This is a genomic window from Guyparkeria sp., from assembly GCF_041687595.1.
GTDB lineage: Bacteria > Pseudomonadota > Gammaproteobacteria > Halothiobacillales > Halothiobacillaceae > Guyparkeria.
In genome coordinates this window covers 26,008-40,274 of sequence record NZ_JAWLBP010000006.1, presented here as the reverse complement: position 1 = coordinate 40,274, position 14,267 = coordinate 26,008, and the positions used below count along the sequence as shown (strand labels likewise).

At 66.8% G+C, this 14,267-nt stretch carries 17 protein-coding genes and 1 other RNA gene; all 18 read left to right on the top strand.

Going from position 1 to position 14,267, the window contains the following annotated elements:
- Nucleotides 1–720, top strand: a 720-nt coding sequence (locus ACESL5_RS02275; protein ID WP_372591160.1) for a formylglycine-generating enzyme family protein, incomplete at its 5' end; no start/stop codon positions are given.
- 165 nt (nt 721–885) lie between these two features.
- The gene (locus ACESL5_RS02270; protein ID WP_372591159.1) at nt 886–1,380 is read left to right on the top strand and encodes a hypothetical protein; all 495 of its coding nucleotides are present in this window, start codon (nt 886–888) and stop codon (nt 1,378–1,380) included.
- Between the two features lie 38 nt (nt 1,381–1,418).
- Nucleotides 1,419–2,219, top strand: coding sequence for an ABC transporter ATP-binding protein (locus ACESL5_RS02265; RefSeq protein ID WP_372591173.1), 801 nt, complete (start codon nt 1,419–1,421; stop codon nt 2,217–2,219).
- Nucleotides 2,216–3,004, top strand: a complete 789-nt coding sequence (gene mlaE / locus ACESL5_RS02260) for a lipid asymmetry maintenance ABC transporter permease subunit MlaE (protein ID WP_372591158.1) — start codon at nt 2,216–2,218, stop codon at nt 3,002–3,004. The genes ACESL5_RS02265 and mlaE overlap by 4 nt, the downstream gene beginning before the upstream one ends.
- 6 nt (nt 3,005–3,010) lie before the next feature.
- Nucleotides 3,011–3,469 (top strand): outer membrane lipid asymmetry maintenance protein MlaD, encoded by a 459-nt coding sequence (gene mlaD, locus ACESL5_RS02255; protein WP_372591157.1) that lies wholly within the window; start codon nt 3,011–3,013, stop codon nt 3,467–3,469.
- Between the two features lie 2 nt (nt 3,470–3,471).
- Nucleotides 3,472–4,869 (top strand): TolC family protein, encoded by a 1,398-nt coding sequence (locus ACESL5_RS02250; RefSeq protein WP_372591156.1) that lies wholly within the window; start codon nt 3,472–3,474, stop codon nt 4,867–4,869.
- A gap of 9 nt (nt 4,870–4,878) precedes the next feature.
- Nucleotides 4,879–5,526 carry a phospholipid-binding protein MlaC gene (locus ACESL5_RS02245; protein ID WP_372591155.1) on the top strand — a complete coding sequence of 216 codons (648 nt, stop codon included), beginning with the start codon at nt 4,879–4,881 and terminating at the stop codon, nt 5,524–5,526.
- Between the two features lie 7 nt (nt 5,527–5,533).
- Nucleotides 5,534–5,869: a lipid asymmetry maintenance protein MlaB gene (locus ACESL5_RS02240; protein ID WP_372591154.1), complete on the top strand. Its 336-nt coding sequence runs from the start codon at nt 5,534–5,536 to the stop codon at nt 5,867–5,869.
- Between the two features lie 16 nt (nt 5,870–5,885).
- Nucleotides 5,886–7,145 carry a UDP-N-acetylglucosamine 1-carboxyvinyltransferase gene (gene murA / locus ACESL5_RS02235; protein ID WP_372591153.1) on the top strand — a complete coding sequence of 420 codons (1,260 nt, stop codon included), beginning with the start codon at nt 5,886–5,888 and terminating at the stop codon, nt 7,143–7,145.
- A gap of 5 nt (nt 7,146–7,150) precedes the next feature.
- Nucleotides 7,151–7,807 (top strand): ATP phosphoribosyltransferase, encoded by a 657-nt coding sequence (gene hisG, locus ACESL5_RS02230; protein WP_372591152.1) that lies wholly within the window; start codon nt 7,151–7,153, stop codon nt 7,805–7,807.
- Nucleotides 7,804–9,105, top strand: a complete 1,302-nt coding sequence (hisD, locus tag ACESL5_RS02225) for a histidinol dehydrogenase (protein WP_372591151.1) — start codon at nt 7,804–7,806, stop codon at nt 9,103–9,105. Before hisG ends, hisD begins: the two co-directional genes overlap by 4 nt.
- A gap of 4 nt (nt 9,106–9,109) precedes the next feature.
- A complete protein-coding gene (gene hisC / locus ACESL5_RS02220; protein WP_372591150.1) occupies nt 9,110–10,198 on the top strand; it encodes a histidinol-phosphate transaminase in 1,089 nt (362 codons plus the stop codon).
- 110 nt (nt 10,199–10,308) lie between these two features.
- An RNA gene (gene ffs / locus ACESL5_RS02215) (signal recognition particle sRNA small type) lies at nt 10,309–10,405 on the top strand.
- A gap of 26 nt (nt 10,406–10,431) precedes the next feature.
- On the top strand, nt 10,432–12,216 hold the full coding sequence (gene dnaX / locus ACESL5_RS02210; protein ID WP_372591149.1) for a DNA polymerase III subunit gamma/tau: 1,785 nt from the start codon (nt 10,432–10,434) through the stop codon (nt 12,214–12,216).
- Entirely contained in the window at nt 12,213–12,536 is a 324-nt protein-coding gene (locus ACESL5_RS02205; protein WP_372591148.1) for a YbaB/EbfC family nucleoid-associated protein, read from the top strand. Before dnaX ends, ACESL5_RS02205 begins: the two co-directional genes overlap by 4 nt.
- A 70-nt stretch (nt 12,537–12,606) precedes the next feature.
- Nucleotides 12,607–13,212 (top strand): recombination mediator RecR, encoded by a 606-nt coding sequence (gene recR, locus ACESL5_RS02200; RefSeq protein ID WP_372591147.1) that lies wholly within the window; start codon nt 12,607–12,609, stop codon nt 13,210–13,212.
- A gap of 72 nt (nt 13,213–13,284) precedes the next feature.
- A complete protein-coding gene (locus ACESL5_RS02195; RefSeq protein WP_372591146.1) occupies nt 13,285–13,824 on the top strand; it encodes a hypothetical protein in 540 nt (179 codons plus the stop codon).
- A gap of 38 nt (nt 13,825–13,862) precedes the next feature.
- A complete protein-coding gene (locus tag ACESL5_RS02190) occupies nt 13,863–14,267 on the top strand; it encodes a secondary thiamine-phosphate synthase enzyme YjbQ (RefSeq protein ID WP_372591145.1) in 405 nt (134 codons plus the stop codon).

Here is a 14,267-nt window from a genome sequence, read left to right as displayed (position 1 = left end):
GCCGTGATCCCGCCGGGGGCGTGCTGGATGGGCGCGCGCCCGAACGAGCACCGCGTGCGAGAGTGCGAGCAGCCGCGCCACGAGGCGCGCTTCGAGCGGGCGTTCGCGATCACCCGCGGGGCGATCCGGCGGTTCGAATACAACCGGTTCCTCGAGGCGACGGATCATCGTCGCCCGCGCCCCTACAGCTGGAACAACCCGGACTACCCGATGTTCAACGTCACGGCCCGTGATGCCGAGGCCTATGCCGAGTGGCTCAGCGAGCAGACCGGCCAGGTCTACCGGCTGCCCACGGAAGCCGAGTGGGAATATGCGGCACGGGCGGGTACCGATGGCATGTTCTGTTTCGGCGAGAAGATCCGGCGCGAAGAGGTCAACTGCTCCGGCGGGCTGAACTGCACCCGTGGGCTGTTCATCTGCGGCATGGGGCGCCCCGTCGAGGTGGGCAGCCTGCCGCCGAATGCCTGGGGTCTGTACGAGGTCCACGGCAACGTGCAGGAGTTTACGCAGGACCACTGGCGCGACAGCTACACCGCCTCGACCCAGGTCGGTGACGAGCCCTACCGAAGCCGGGATGCACGCAACCGGCGCCTGCGTGCGGTTCGCGGTGGTTCCTGGTTCGACTCCCCGGGGGCGTGCCGCAGTGCATCTAGAGCCTCGCGTCACGAGAACGAGTTCGATCTCAACCTGGGATTCCGGCTCGTCAGGGAAATCGGTTAGAGAGCGCCAATCCTTCGTCCCGGCGGCCCCTCTCGGCCGGGTCGGCCGGCAATCCTGCGGCGGGCTGTGTATCATTCACCGCCGTCGAGCGGGCCCACGACGAATCGATGCCCGCGGTTGAGCCGCGGGTCCATTCACCATCCGGACGGAGCGTATTCGAGGAATATGAAGGCCATTCATTTCGGCATCCGCAATCGCCAGTCGCCCGCGCTGGTGTCGGCGTTCTTTGATCCGGACATGCCCGCGGAGTGGCGGGTGGGGTTCCTGCTCAACGAGCACGACGCGCTCTGGGTTGGCCCCGATGCCGACGATGTCGACACCGTGCTCGCGGAACTCTCGGACGCGCCGGCCCCGGCGTTCGTGGTGGTGGACGACAGCCAGTGGTCCGATGCCTGGGAGCAGCTTGCCGCGGATGGTGGGCATCTCGTGCTGCGCCGGGGCGGCAGTACGCCGCTATGGCGACCCGAAACGGAGGATGCCGCCGAGGGGGCGCGCGTGGGACTGATCCCGGCCTCCGACGACCCGGTGCAACTACGGGAGTGGCTGGACGCGTTCATGGCACAGTGCCCCGACACCGGTGCTCTGTTCGTCGACGGGGATCCGCCCTCGACGGCTACCGTGGATCGGTTGAAGACTCTTGCGGAATTGATGGGGCTGTGACCGTGACCGAGACAGTCTCGTCTTCCGATGCCGACGCGATGATCCGCCTCGAAGGGGTATCGTTCTCGCGCGGTGCCCAGGCCATCTTCTCGGACATCGATCTGACCGTCCCGCGCGGCAAGGTGACCGTGGTGCTCGGTCCGTCCGGTACCGGCAAGACGACCCTGTTGCGTCTTGTCGGCGGGCAGGTCCGAGCCTCCCGAGGGCGTGTCCTGGTCGACGGCGTGGACGTGGGCAAGGCCCGCCGGCGGGCGCTTTATGCCCTCCGGCGGCGGATGGGCGTGCTGTTCCAGAACGGGGCGCTATTCACCGACCTGACCGTCGGGGAGAATGTGGCCTTTCCGTTGCACGCCCACTCGCGGCTCGACCGGGAACTGATCGACCGGATCGTGCTGTTCAAGCTCGAGGCCGTGGGTCTGCGCGCCGCGCGCGACAAGTACCCGGCGGAGCTGTCCGGGGGCATGGCGCGCCGCGCGGCTCTCGCCCGAGCCATGGCACTTGATCCGGCGCTGATGCTCTACGACGAGCCCTTCGCCGGGCAGGACCCGGTAAGCATGGGCGTGCTGCTGCGACTGATCCGGCGCCTGAACGACGCGCTCGGCCTGACCAGTGTCGTGGTCACGCACGACGTCAAGGAAGCGATGAGCATCGCCGACCGGGTGGTCGTGCTCGCCGGCGGGCGGATCATCGGCTCCGGGACGCCCGATGAGGTGCTCGCGCAACGGGAGGGCGAGCCGGCCCTGGCCCAGTTCCTCGACGGGGCGCCCGACGGCCCCCTGACCGCCGGCTCCGAGAGTGCTTCCATGGGCGAGGCACTCGGGCTGGAGGGGCGCTCATGATTGCCGTGATCGACCTGGTGGCCAGACTGGGCCGGATGGCCATCGGCGGCGTCCGGCACGCCGGTTCGATGGGCCTGTTCGCCGTGCGCCTTGCCTGGGCGCTGTTCCCGACGTGGACCCGACCGCGCGACATCGTCCAGCAGGTCTATGCGGCCGGGGTGCTGTCGCTGGTCATCATTCTTGTTGCCGGCGGGTTCGTGGGGCTGGTCCTCGGGCTTCAGGGCTACAACATCCTGAACAAGTTCAATGCCAATGAATCGCTCGGCGTGATGGTAGCCCTGTCGCTGGTCCGGGAGCTCGGGCCGGTGGTGGCGGCCCTGCTGTTCGCGGGGCGCGCGGGTTCGGCGATCACCGCCGAGATCGCCCTGATGAAGACGACCGAGCAGCTGGCCGCGCTGGAAATGATGGCCGTCGATCCGATGCGGCGGGTGATCGGTCCCCGTTTCTGGGGGGCGCTGATCTCGGTGCCCCTGCTTGCCTCGCTGTTCTCGATGGTGGGTATCATCGGCGGCTACCTGATCGGGGTGGTTGTGCTCGGCGTGGACCCATCGTCGTTCTGGGGGCAGATCGCCGAGCAGATGGACCCCTGGGAGGACGTCGGCGGGGGTGCGCTGAAGTCGCTGGCATTCGGCGCGGTGATCGCGCTGATCGCCGTCTACGAGGGCTACGAGGCCGAGCCGACTGCGAGCGGCATGGCTCGCGCGACGACGCAGACCGTGGTACTCAGTTCTCTCGCGGTTCTGGGGCTGGATTTTGTAATGACCGCTTTCATGTTTGGGGCCTGATACGTAATGAATGTGCAACGCGGAGTGGAATTGGTGGTGGGGCTGTTCGTGCTCGCCGGGATTGCCGCCCTGATGGTGATGGCCGTGCAGTGGAGCAACTTCGGCGCCAGCCGGGTGACCGGTTACGAGATCGTCGCCCGGTTCGACAACGTCGGCGGTCTGACCGTGAAATCACCGGTGAAGCTGGCCGGGCTGACCATCGGGCGCGTGGATGCGATCGAACTGCATCCGGAGACATTCCAGGCGGAGGTCCGCATGGTTATCGACGATCGCTATGACAACCTGCCGACCGATTCCTTCGCGAACATCTACACGGCCGGGCTGCTGGGTGCGCAGTACGTCGAGATCTCCCCGGGCGGGGCGCTGGAATCCCTGGAAGACGGCGACCGCATCACGATGACGCAGTCCGCGATCATTCTCGAGAGCGTGGTCTCGCGATTCCTGTTCGACAAGGCAAAAGAATGACGATGAAACACCAACTGCAGGCATTGGGGCGCGGGCTGGCCATGACGGTTGGCCTGGCAGGGGCGACGCTCCCGTCGCTGTCACAGGCCCTCGACCAGCCGATCACGCTGGAAGAGGCCACCGAGATGGCCCTGTCATCGGATCCGCGCATCGACGAGCAGAAGGCGAACGTCGCTCGCGCCCAGGCGCTGATCGAACGGGTGCTGGGCGAGGGCGGTCCGCGCATTTCGACCAACCTGTACGCGGGGCTTGCGCCGAAGGCCTCCGACGGCATCTTCACCAACGGGACCAACACCTGTCCTCCTGAGGGGTGCACGCTGCGAGACGACGGGCTGGATCTCGACGAGGGGGTCACCGTCACCACGGGGATGACCGCCACGATCATCCAGCCGCTTTACAGCTTCGGCAAGTTCGAGAACTACAAGCGGGCTGCCAACCTGAACCGGGACGTGAGTGCCGCGGAGGTCTCGATCGCACGTGGCGAGACCTGGCTGACGGTGCGCCGGGCCTGGTGGGGGTTTCTGACCGCGCGCGATACGCGCCGCATGCTCGAAGGTGTAAAACGCCAGGTGGTCAAGACGCGCGATCGCATGCGGGACAAGGCGGAAGCCGGCGACGCGCCCATGAGCGACCTTTATGCCCTGGAGACGGGTGTAGGCAACTTGGACCGTTATATCGCCCAGGCCGGCGCCGTCGAGGCCGTCGCGCTCGACGGGTTGAAGACGATCATCGGCGTGCCTATCGACGAGGAACTGGAGGTCTCGGAGCGTCGCATTTCGGCGATCGACGGACCGTCGGCGTCTCTGCAGGATCTGGCCGAGCGGGCACTGGCCCACCGCCCGGAGATGTTCATGGCCGAGACCGGGCAGGAAGCGGTGCGTAGCCTGATTCAGGCACGAAAGAGCGACAAGTACCCGAACCTCTACGCCGGGGTGGTTGCCGGCGGCGCTTACACCCCGGGGCGGGAGCGCCTGGACAACCCCTATATCCACCAGCCTCTCAACAACCTGTTCGCCACCCCGGTGATCGGCCTGCAGTGGGAATTCAATCCCGGCGTGCATCGCGCCAGGGTCAGCGAAGCCGAGGCGCAGATGCAGGAAGTGGTGGCCAAGGCCCAGCTCGCCCGGCAGGGTATCCCGTTCCAGGTCGCCGAGGCCTATCACCAGAGCGTGGGGCTGGACCAGGAGATCGAGGCCCTTGGTCGGGCCCGGGACAATTCTCGGCGCTGGATGGTCTCAAGCTTCATGGATTTCCAGGCCGGCCTGATCGACGGTGGCAAGCTCGCCGATGCCGTGCGGGCCAACACCGAGGCCCAGGCCGACTACTTCCGTGCGATCAACGATTTCAACATGAGTGTCGCCCAGCTGGCCGTGGCGACCGGTGACTACCCTCAGCAGTAAGTGAATCTCATGCAAGCAACCTCCCGTCTAGATAATCGATCGACCTTTGGGCGCGTGTTCGTCGCGCTCCTGGCACTGCCGTTCCTTGTGGCGGTCTCGCTGACCGTCCGTGCCGAACCCACCGAGGCCGAGGCCCGGGCGCTGGTGGAGGAAACCGCGGAGCGGGTCATCGCAGAGATCCGCGACAACCAGGAAGTGGTCGAGTCCGATCCGGACGAACTGCTCGTGATCGTCGATCGCATCCTGTTGCCGCACGTGGATTCCGAGCGCATGTCTCGCCTGGTGCTGGGGCGCTACTACCGTCAGGCCAGCACGGAACAGATCCGTGCCTTCACCCGGGAGTTCCAGCGCCTGCTCGTGCGCACCTACGCGGGTCCGCTGTCCGAACTCGGCGACCAGAAGGTTGACGTCATCGGATCGCGCCCGGGTGCCGGGGACAACGAGCTGCTGGTGGAAACCGAGGTATACGGCGGTGACCTCGGTACCGTGCCGGTCGCCTACCGACTGGCGGTGGTCGACGGCGAGTGGAAGTCGTACGACGTGATCGTCGACGGCATCAGCCTGGTTAACAACTACCGCGGCAGCTTCGCGCAGAAGATCCAGCGCGACGGGCTTGACAGCCTGATCCGCACGCTGCGTGAGCAGAACGAGGAGTGAGTCGCGCATGAGCGAGACGTCGCCTGCCTGGACCTGCCGTTTCGAGCCCGGACAGATGCTCATATCCGGGGATCTGGTGCGTGCGAGCCTCGACCGGGTTGCGCCGGCACTGCCCGAAGAGATCATCGGGGCCGAGTTCGACGTGCACCTGGGACAGGTCCGTCGCCTGGACACTGCCGGACTGGCCTGGCTGACCGCCCTGCAGGCCCGCGCGGAGGCAAAAGGGGTCCGTCTGCGATACACTCACGCCCCCAGTGCCATGCGCCAGATGATCGGTGTCTACGGTCTTGCTGACCTGATGAACCTGAAATCCGGCCTTGATGATCTGCCCACATCCGGCTGAGACCTAATCGCAACCCATGAACAAGCTCCTGATTCGCGGTGGCGTACCCATCGATGGCGAGGTTCGCATCTCCGGCGCCAAGAACGCCGTGCTACCCATGATGGCCGCGTCATTGCTGGCCGATTCCCCGGTCACGATCGAGAACGTCCCGCACCTGCAGGACGTGACCACCACCATGGAACTGCTGGGCCGGATGGGCGCGACACTCACGGTGGGCGACCAGATGAGCGTCGAGATCGATGCGACCACGGTCGACACACTCGAGGCGCCCTACGATCTCGTCCGCACCATGCGCGCGTCGATCCTGGTGCTGGGTCCCATGCTGGCGCGCTTCAAGAAGGCTCGGGTCTCGCTTCCGGGCGGCTGTGCAATCGGCACCCGCCCGGTCGACATCCACCTGCGCGGGCTGGAGGCGCTGGGCGCCGACGTGCGTGTCGAGGGTGGCTACATCGAGACGTCGGCCGATCAGCTGGTCGGTGCCCGGATCGTGCTCGACCAGGTGACCGTGACCGGCACCGAAAACCTCCTGATGGCGGCCGTGTTCGCCAAGGGGGAAACGGTGCTGGAGAACGCGGCACGCGAGCCGGAGGTGGTTGATCTGGCCCGGTTCCTCAATGCGATGGGGGCGGACATCCGCGGTGCCGGCAGCGACGTGATCCGCATTCACGGGGTCGAGCGCCTGCGGGGCGTTCGCTACCGTGTGCTGCCCGACCGGATCGAGACGGGCACCTACCTGGTGGCAGCGGCCATGACCCGCGGTCGGATTCTGGCCAGGGACACGCGTCCGGACCTGCTCGATGCGGTGCTGGCCAAGCTCGAGCAGGCCGGAGCGGACATCGAGGTGGGCGAAGACTGGATCCGGCTGGACATGCACGGCCGGCGGCCGAAGGCGGTCGACATCCGTACCGCGCCGCACCCGGGTTTCCCCACGGACATGCAGGCCCAGTTCGTGGCCATGAACGCCGTGGCGGAGGGAACCTCCACCGTGGTCGAGACGATCTTCGAGAACCGCTTCATGCACGTCCAGGAGATCCAGCGGATGGGGGCCGACATCCACATCGAGGGCAACACCGCGGTGATCCGCGGGGTCGAGTCCCTGTCGGGTGCCCCCATCATGGCCACCGACCTGCGCGCCTCGGCCAGTCTGGTGCTGGCTGGGCTGGTGGCCAGCGGGGAGACCGTCGTCAACCGCATCTACCACATTGACCGCGGCTACGAGTCGATCGAGGAGAAGCTCTCCCGGCTCGGAGCCAACATCCAACGGATCAACGACTGATCGCCATGTCCCAGACTAACCCGACCGACGAGATCGTTGTCGCCCTCTCCAAGGGGCGCATCTTCAAGGAGACCTTGCCGCTGCTGGCCTCGGTGGGCATCGAGCCGCTCGATGATCCCGACAAGAGCCGCAAGCTGATCCTGGAGACCAGCGACCCGAGCGTGCGCCTGCTGATCCTGCGCGCCTCCGATGTGCCGACCTACGTTCAGCATGGGGCCGCCGACATCGGCGTGGCCGGCAAGGACGTGCTGTTCGAGCACGGGGGTGACGGGCTGTTCGAGCCGGTCGACCTCGAGATCGCCCGCTGCAAACTGATGGTCGCGGGCAGGCCCGGTGTGCTCGACCGCCCCGGGCGGCTGCGCGTGGCGACGAAGTACACCCGAGCCGCCGAGTCGCATTTCGCCGACAAGGGGCGGCAGATCGAACTGATCAAGCTCTACGGTTCGATGGAGCTGGCCCCGCTCGTCGACCTGGGTGATTGCATCGTCGACGTGGTCGACACCGGCAACACGCTGCGTGCCAACGGCCTCGAGCCGCTGGAGCACATCGCCGACATCTCCTCCCGCCTGATCGTCAACCGGGCCGCGCAGAAGCTCAAGCACGCCCGGGTCTCCGACTTCGTCGAGCGGGTGGAAGCCTACCTCGAGGGGAAGCGCTCATGATCCGTCGCATGAACGCCCGCGCCGCGGGTTTCGACCGGCAACTCGACGAACTGCTCGACTGGTCCGGCGTGGCCGACGACCGGGTCGAGGGCATCGTGCGCGACATCCTGGCCGATGTCCGCACGCGCGGTGATGCCGCGGTCATCGAACACACCCGGCGCCTGGACCGGCTGGACGTGGCCAGTGCGGGCGAACTCGAACTCTCGATCGATCGCCTCGACCAGGCGCTCGAGGCGATCCCCGCCGACGTTCGCGAAGCGCTGGAACTGGCGGCGAAACGCCTGCGCGCCTACGCGGAACGACAGAAGGGCGAGAGCTGGACGTACACCGAGGACAACGGCAATGTCCTGGGTCAGCAGGTGACTCCGCTCGACCGCGCCGGCTTGTACGTGCCCGGTGGCAAGGCGGCCTATCCCTCGTCCGTGCTCATGAACGCGATCCCGGCGAAGGTCGCCGGGGTGGGGCAGATCGTCATGGTCGTGCCCACGCCAGACGGTGTGCTCAACGACACCGTGCTCGCCGCCGCGCGCATCGCCGGCGTGGACCGGGTGTTCACCGTCGGTGGAGCCCAGGCCGTGGGCGCGTTGGCCTTCGGCACCGAGACGATTCCCGCCGTGGACAAGATCGTGGGGCCGGGGAACATCTTCGTCGCCGCGGCCAAGCGCGAGGTTTTCGGTCGAGTGGGCATCGACATGATCGCCGGGCCTTCCGAGATCCTGATCGTCTGCGATGGCCACACCGATCCCGACTGGATCGCCATGGATTTGTTCTCGCAGGCCGAACACGACGAGCAGGCCCAGTCCATTCTGGTGGCCCCGGATCCGGCATTCCTCGACGCGGTAAGCGCATCGATCGAGCGCCTGCTGCCGGAGCAGCCGCGCCGGGAAATCATCGAGAAGGCGCTGGACTCGCGCGGGGCGCTGATCGAGGTGGCCGACCTCGATGCCGCCATCGAACTGGTCAACCGGGTCGCGCCCGAGCACCTCGAGCTTTCCTTCGAGGGTGCCGAGGACCGGCTGGGCGAGATCCGCAACGCCGGGGCCATATTCGTCGGGCGCTACACCGCCGAGGCCCTGGGCGACTACTGCGCCGGGCCGAACCACGTCCTGCCCACATCCGGCACGGCGCGGTTCTCCTCCCCGTTGGGGGTCTACGATTTCCAGAAGCGCTCGAGCATCATCCATTGCTCTCCGGCAGGTGCCGCCGAGCTCGGGGTGACTGCCGCGTGCCTGGCGCGGGCCGAAGGCCTGGAAGCGCACGCGCAGTCGGCCGACTACCGTACCGAGGCCGAGGGCTAGGGTGATGAGCGCATCGGCAACGTGCTTCTGGTCCGACGATCTGGCGGGACTGACGCCCTACGTGCCGGGCGAGCAGCCCAAGATCGAAGGGCTGATCAAGCTCAATACCAACGAGAACCCGTTCCCGCCGTCACCCCGCGCCATCGAGGCGATCCGGGCCGCGGCCGATGAGCGGCTGCGCCTCTATCCGGACCCGACCAGCCAGGCCCTGCGTGAATGCCTGGGCCGCCATCACGGCGTGTCCGAGGACCAGGTCTTCGTCGGCAACGGCTCGGACGAGGTGCTCGCCTTTCTTTTCCGCGCCCTGTTTCAGCGGGGGCGGCCGATCGTCTTTCCCGACATCACCTATTCGTTCTACCCGGTCTACTGCCGGCTCTACGGCATCGAGGCGCAGATGGTGCCGCTGGACGAGGAGCTGGCCGTGGACGTCGACGCCATGTGTCGCATCGATCCGGCCAGCGTCGGCGGCGTGATCCTGCCCAACCCCAACGCCCCGACCGGTCGGGCGCTGGGACTGGACCAGGTCGAGCGGCTCGCAGCGCATTTTTCCGGTTGTGCCGTGGTTCTCGACGAGGCCTATGTCGATTTCGGTGCGGACTCGGCCGTCGCGCTGGTCGGACGCTACCCGAACCTGCTGGTTACCCAGACGCTTTCGAAGTCCCGCTCGCTGGCGGGTCTTCGGATCGGCTTTGCGATCGGGCAGTCCGGGCTGATCGAGGCCCTGACCCGGGTCAAGGACAGCTTCAACTCCTATCCCATCGATCGGCTGGCCGAGGCCGGAGCGATCGCCGCCTACGAGGACGAAGCCTACTTCGAGCAGACGTGCCGGGCGATCGTCCGCATGCGAGAGGAAGTCGCTGCGGGGTTGCGTGAGCGCGGATTCGAGGTGCTGCCCTCGACCGCGAACTTCCTGCTCGCTCGTCACCCGGAGCATGCCGGGGCGGACCTGGCCGCCGGCCTGCGCCGACACAAGGTGATCGTGCGTCACTTCGACCGGCCACGCATCGGCGATCACCTGCGCATCACGGTCGGCAGCGATTCCGACAACGCCGCACTGCTGACCGCGCTGGATGCCATCCTCTCCGGCGATTGATCGGCCCACCGTCTCCGCCGGCCCTGTTTTCCCGGCGGTCGGCGTGTTATTCTTCGCTCGCGTTTTCGGTCAGTGATCGACGACCCGAAACGCCACCCAATGGTGCCCTGTGTTCGTCCCTTCGCGACGGATCACCGTGAATTCCGCCAGGCCCGGAAGGGAGCAACGGTAGCGGTCGATTCGGGCGCCGGAGACCGGCGGATGCAGGGTGCCACCCAATTGGATTGCGATCTATGAGCTACCTGGTACTGGCACGCAAGTGGCGACCCAAGCGTTTCGACGAGATGGTCGGCCAGGGTCACGTACTTCAGGCCCTCACCAACGCTCTGGATCGCGATCGCCTTCACCACGCCTACCTGTTCACGGGGACGCGCGGGGTGGGCAAGACCACGGTCGCGCGCATCTTCGCCAAGGCGCTCAACTGCGAGCGGGGCGTCTCCAGCCAGCCCTGCGGCGAGTGCGATGCCTGTCGCGAGATCGATTCCGGGCGGTTCGTCGACCTGATCGAGGTCGACGCGGCCTCCCGCACCAAGGTCGACGATACCCGCGAACTGCTGGACAACGTCGTCTACCTGCCGGTCAAGGGCCGCTTCAAGATCTACCTGATCGACGAAGTGCACATGTTCTCCCAGGCGAGCTTCAACGCACTGTTGAAGACACTCGAGGAGCCGCCCGAACACGTCAAGTTCCTCCTGGCAACCACCGATCCGCAGAAGCTGCCGGTGACGGTGCTGTCGCGCTGCCTGCAATTCAACCTTCGTGCGCTGCCCCAGCCGCATATCCAGCGCTACCTCGGCGACATCCTCGAGAAGGAGGGCATCGAGAGCGACGCGGAATCGCTGCGCCTGGTCTCCGAATCCGCCGGCGGTTCGATCCGCGATGCGCTGAGCCTGCTGGATCAGGCGATCGGCTACTGCGACGGCCGCCTTGACGCTGAGGCCGTTGCCGACATGCTCGGCGTGACCGATCGCCGGCTACTCGGGTCGCTGCTTGAGGCGCTGGCCGCCGGCGACGCGGAGGCGCTGTTCGCGCTGGTCGACCAGGCCCTGGAGCGCGCGGTCGACCCGGCACGCCTGCTGGCCGAACTGGCCGAGAGCGTCCACCGTGCCTCGCTGGCACAGTGGTTGCCGCCCAGTGACTCGACGGAATCCGGGGCGGTGGCCCCGGATGTGGATCCGCAGACACTGCAGTTGTGGTACCAGATTGCCCTGGGTGGACGGCGCGACATCGGCTGGGCTCCATCCGCCCGGGTCGGGCTGGAGATGACCCTGTTGCGGATGCTGGCGTTCCAGCCGGCCGACCGGCTGGAAACGACGCCGGCCCGCCATGTGGCCGATGCTGGCCCGGCACCGGCCTATCGCGCGGACGAGCGGGCCGAGTCCGGGGCAGGCGCCACTGCTCCCAGTGCGGCTGGAATGCGTCGGGAGTCGCCGGCGGCAGCACCCGTTTCTGAGAGGGCGCCATCGACGGGGGCCGAACCGGCCACCGCCTCCGGGCCGGAGACCGAACCCGTCTCCGGGGAAAACGATGCCTGGCGAATCGATGCGGGCAACTGGCCGGACGTCGTCTCTCGCCTGCCCATGCCCGCGCGCAGCCTGGCCGAACGGTGTCACGCCTCGCTGGACTCGGAGACCCTGGTGCTGACCATCGATCCGGGATTCAGGTCGATGGCCTCGAAGGGCACGCAGGATCGTCTCGTGACACAACTCAAGCGGCTCGGTGTGACGCAACCGGTGCGATTCGTGTTCGGCACGGCGGCCGAACGGCCGGCGCCAGACAAGCCGGCGCCTGACAGGCCGGCGCGGCCGGCATCCGGTGTCGAGGGTCCCACGCCGGCCGAGATTCGCGAGCAGAACGAGAGGGCGGCCCAGGAGGCTCGCGAGGAGTCCGTGCGATCGCATCCGGCCGCCCGCGTGCTGACCGAGCGCGCCGGCGCCCGATTGCTTCCAGATTCCGTTCGCCCGGTCGAGGAGGGCGAGCACGTCAACGAACAACAGCCAGCAGGAGACCGCAGATGAAAGGTGGTATCGGTAATCTGATGAAACAGGCGCAGGCGATGCAGGAAAACATGCAGCGCATGCAGGAAGAAGTCGCGAAGATGGAGGTCGAGGGGCAGTCCGGTGGCGGTCTGGTCAAGGTCACCATGACCGGCAAGCACGAGGCCCGCCGGGTGGAAATCGACCCGAGCGTGCTCGAGGATGACAAGGAGATGCTCGAGGACCTGATCGCCGCGGCGATCAATGACGCGTCGCGCCGCATCGAGCAGGAGCAGCAGGAGAAGATGTCGGGCATGACGGCGGGCATGAATCTGCCGCCGGGCTTCAAGATGCCGTTCTGATTTCGGTCACTTCCGTCCCCTCGCCCGATCCATCAAGGTTCGGGCGTTTCTCGTTCCGGAGACTCCGCCCGTGCAATTTTCCCCCGGATTCCAGCAACTGATCGATGCGCTGCGCTGCCTGCCCACGGTCGGCCAGAAGACCGCGCAACGCATGGCACTGCACCTGCTAGAACGCGACCGCAGCGGGGCGGCCAACCTCGCCCGGGCAATCGAGCAGGCACTTGAGACGCTTGGTCACTGCCGTTCCTGCAGGGTGTTCACCGAGGGAGAGCTGTGCCCGATTTGTGCCGACGATCGGCGCGACGATTCTCTGCTCTGCGTGGTCGAATCGCCTGCTGACTGGATCGCGATCGAGCAGTCGGGTGCCTTCCAGGGCCGGTATTTCCTGCTGCTCGGCCGGCTTTCTCCACTCGACGGGATCGGTCCGGACGAACTGCGCCTCGATCAGCTCGAGCAACGGCTGGACCAGCCCGGTCTGGAGGAAGTGATCCTCGCGACCAGCGCCACCATCGAGGGCGAGGCGACGGCCGGCTACGTGACGGAGCTGGCCCAGGCCCGCGGCCTGAAGGTGACACGACTGGCCCAGGGCGTGCCGATGGGTGGGGAACTGGAATACATCGATCCGAGCACCCTCAGCCTCGCCCTGCGGGGACGGCGTGAGCATCGGGAAGAGTGACTCCTGAAACTTATGGGCTATCATTCCAGTTGATAGACTGACTGTCACCCGTACGTTCTGAAAGAGGTCACCATGTCGCATCGTCCCGCTTCCATTCGCTCCCTGCTGCCGGCCCTGGCCGTCTCCCTGATGGTCGTCACGCCCTTTGCGAACGCCGAAGAGACCGAGTCGATGCTCGGCGCGGGCGAGCATTTCCCCGTTCTCGAACTGGAGGACCAGTTCGGCGATGAGCGGCCGGTGCCCGGCGAGGCGAGCCTGGTGGTCTTCTCCGGCTCCAAGGAAGCCGATGACACCCTTTCCGGGACATTGGCCGAGGTCGCCGGCGATGCCCTGCGGGCCGGCGAGACGATCTACCTGTCGGATATCAGCCGCATGCCGGGACTGATTACGAAGCTGTTCGCCATGCCGGCGCTCAAGGATCGCGACTACCCGGTCACGTTGATCCGCGAAGAGGGCGTAGGGGATGCGCTGCCGGCCACCGACGGCTGTGTCACGCTCTTCCACCTCTCGGACGAGGGCGTCGTCGGTCGGATCGACGAGGCCTGCGAACCCGAGGCGTTGCGCGCGGCGCTGAATCCCGAGGCGCCGGCCCCGGTCGAACAACAGCCCTGAGCCCGACCAGCGTGGCCTAGCGCTGATAGAATGTGCCCATGCCCAAGATCATCGAAACCAGCACATCGGGCCGCGGATTTTCCAATATCACGCGGGAGGTGGAACGCGAAGTCACGGGAACGGGGCTCTGTCACCTCTTCCTGCAGCACACCAGTGCCTCGCTGATCCTGTGCGAGAACGCCTCGCCCGAGGTGCGAGTGGACCTCGAGACGCTCGTTTCGCGCATCGCGCCCGACGGCGATCCCGCCTACCGTCACGACGACGAGGGGCCGGACGACATGGCGGCGCACTTTCGCACCCTGGTCTCCGGCCACGATCTCACGATCCCGATGCAGGATGGTCGCCTGCTGCTGGGTACCTGGCAGGGCATCTATCTGTGGGAGCACCGGGCGCATCCGCACCGCCGTCGCGTGGTGATCACGCAGGTCCCCGAGTCGAACTGA

What these genes read in the sequence shown, in the direction of transcription:
- murA (WP_372591153.1), top strand. Translation starts at nt 5,886, where the DNA reads ATGAACAAGCTCCTGATTCGCGGTGGCGTACCCATCGATGGCGAGGTT.
- dnaX (WP_372591149.1), top strand. Translation starts at nt 10,432, where the DNA reads ATGAGCTACCTGGTACTGGCACGCAAGTGGCGACCCAAGCGTTTCGAC.
- ACESL5_RS02190 (WP_372591145.1), top strand. Translation starts at nt 13,863, where the DNA reads ATGCCCAAGATCATCGAAACCAGCACATCGGGCCGCGGATTTTCCAAT.
- ACESL5_RS02205 (WP_372591148.1), top strand. Translation starts at nt 12,213, where the DNA reads ATGAAAGGTGGTATCGGTAATCTGATGAAACAGGCGCAGGCGATGCAG.
- hisC (WP_372591150.1), top strand. Translation starts at nt 9,110, where the DNA reads ATGAGCGCATCGGCAACGTGCTTCTGGTCCGACGATCTGGCGGGACTG.
- ACESL5_RS02250 (WP_372591156.1), top strand. Translation starts at nt 3,472, where the DNA reads ATGAAACACCAACTGCAGGCATTGGGGCGCGGGCTGGCCATGACGGTT.
- ACESL5_RS02265 (WP_372591173.1), top strand. Translation starts at nt 1,419, where the DNA reads ATGATCCGCCTCGAAGGGGTATCGTTCTCGCGCGGTGCCCAGGCCATC.
- ACESL5_RS02195 (WP_372591146.1), top strand. Translation starts at nt 13,285, where the DNA reads ATGTCGCATCGTCCCGCTTCCATTCGCTCCCTGCTGCCGGCCCTGGCC.
- ACESL5_RS02270 (WP_372591159.1), top strand. Translation starts at nt 886, where the DNA reads ATGAAGGCCATTCATTTCGGCATCCGCAATCGCCAGTCGCCCGCGCTG.
- hisD (WP_372591151.1), top strand. Translation starts at nt 7,804, where the DNA reads ATGATCCGTCGCATGAACGCCCGCGCCGCGGGTTTCGACCGGCAACTC.
- hisG (WP_372591152.1), top strand. Translation starts at nt 7,151, where the DNA reads ATGTCCCAGACTAACCCGACCGACGAGATCGTTGTCGCCCTCTCCAAG.
- mlaD (WP_372591157.1), top strand. Translation starts at nt 3,011, where the DNA reads ATGAATGTGCAACGCGGAGTGGAATTGGTGGTGGGGCTGTTCGTGCTC.
- mlaE (WP_372591158.1), top strand. Translation starts at nt 2,216, where the DNA reads ATGATTGCCGTGATCGACCTGGTGGCCAGACTGGGCCGGATGGCCATC.
- ACESL5_RS02240 (WP_372591154.1), top strand. Translation starts at nt 5,534, where the DNA reads ATGAGCGAGACGTCGCCTGCCTGGACCTGCCGTTTCGAGCCCGGACAG.
- ACESL5_RS02245 (WP_372591155.1), top strand. Translation starts at nt 4,879, where the DNA reads ATGCAAGCAACCTCCCGTCTAGATAATCGATCGACCTTTGGGCGCGTG.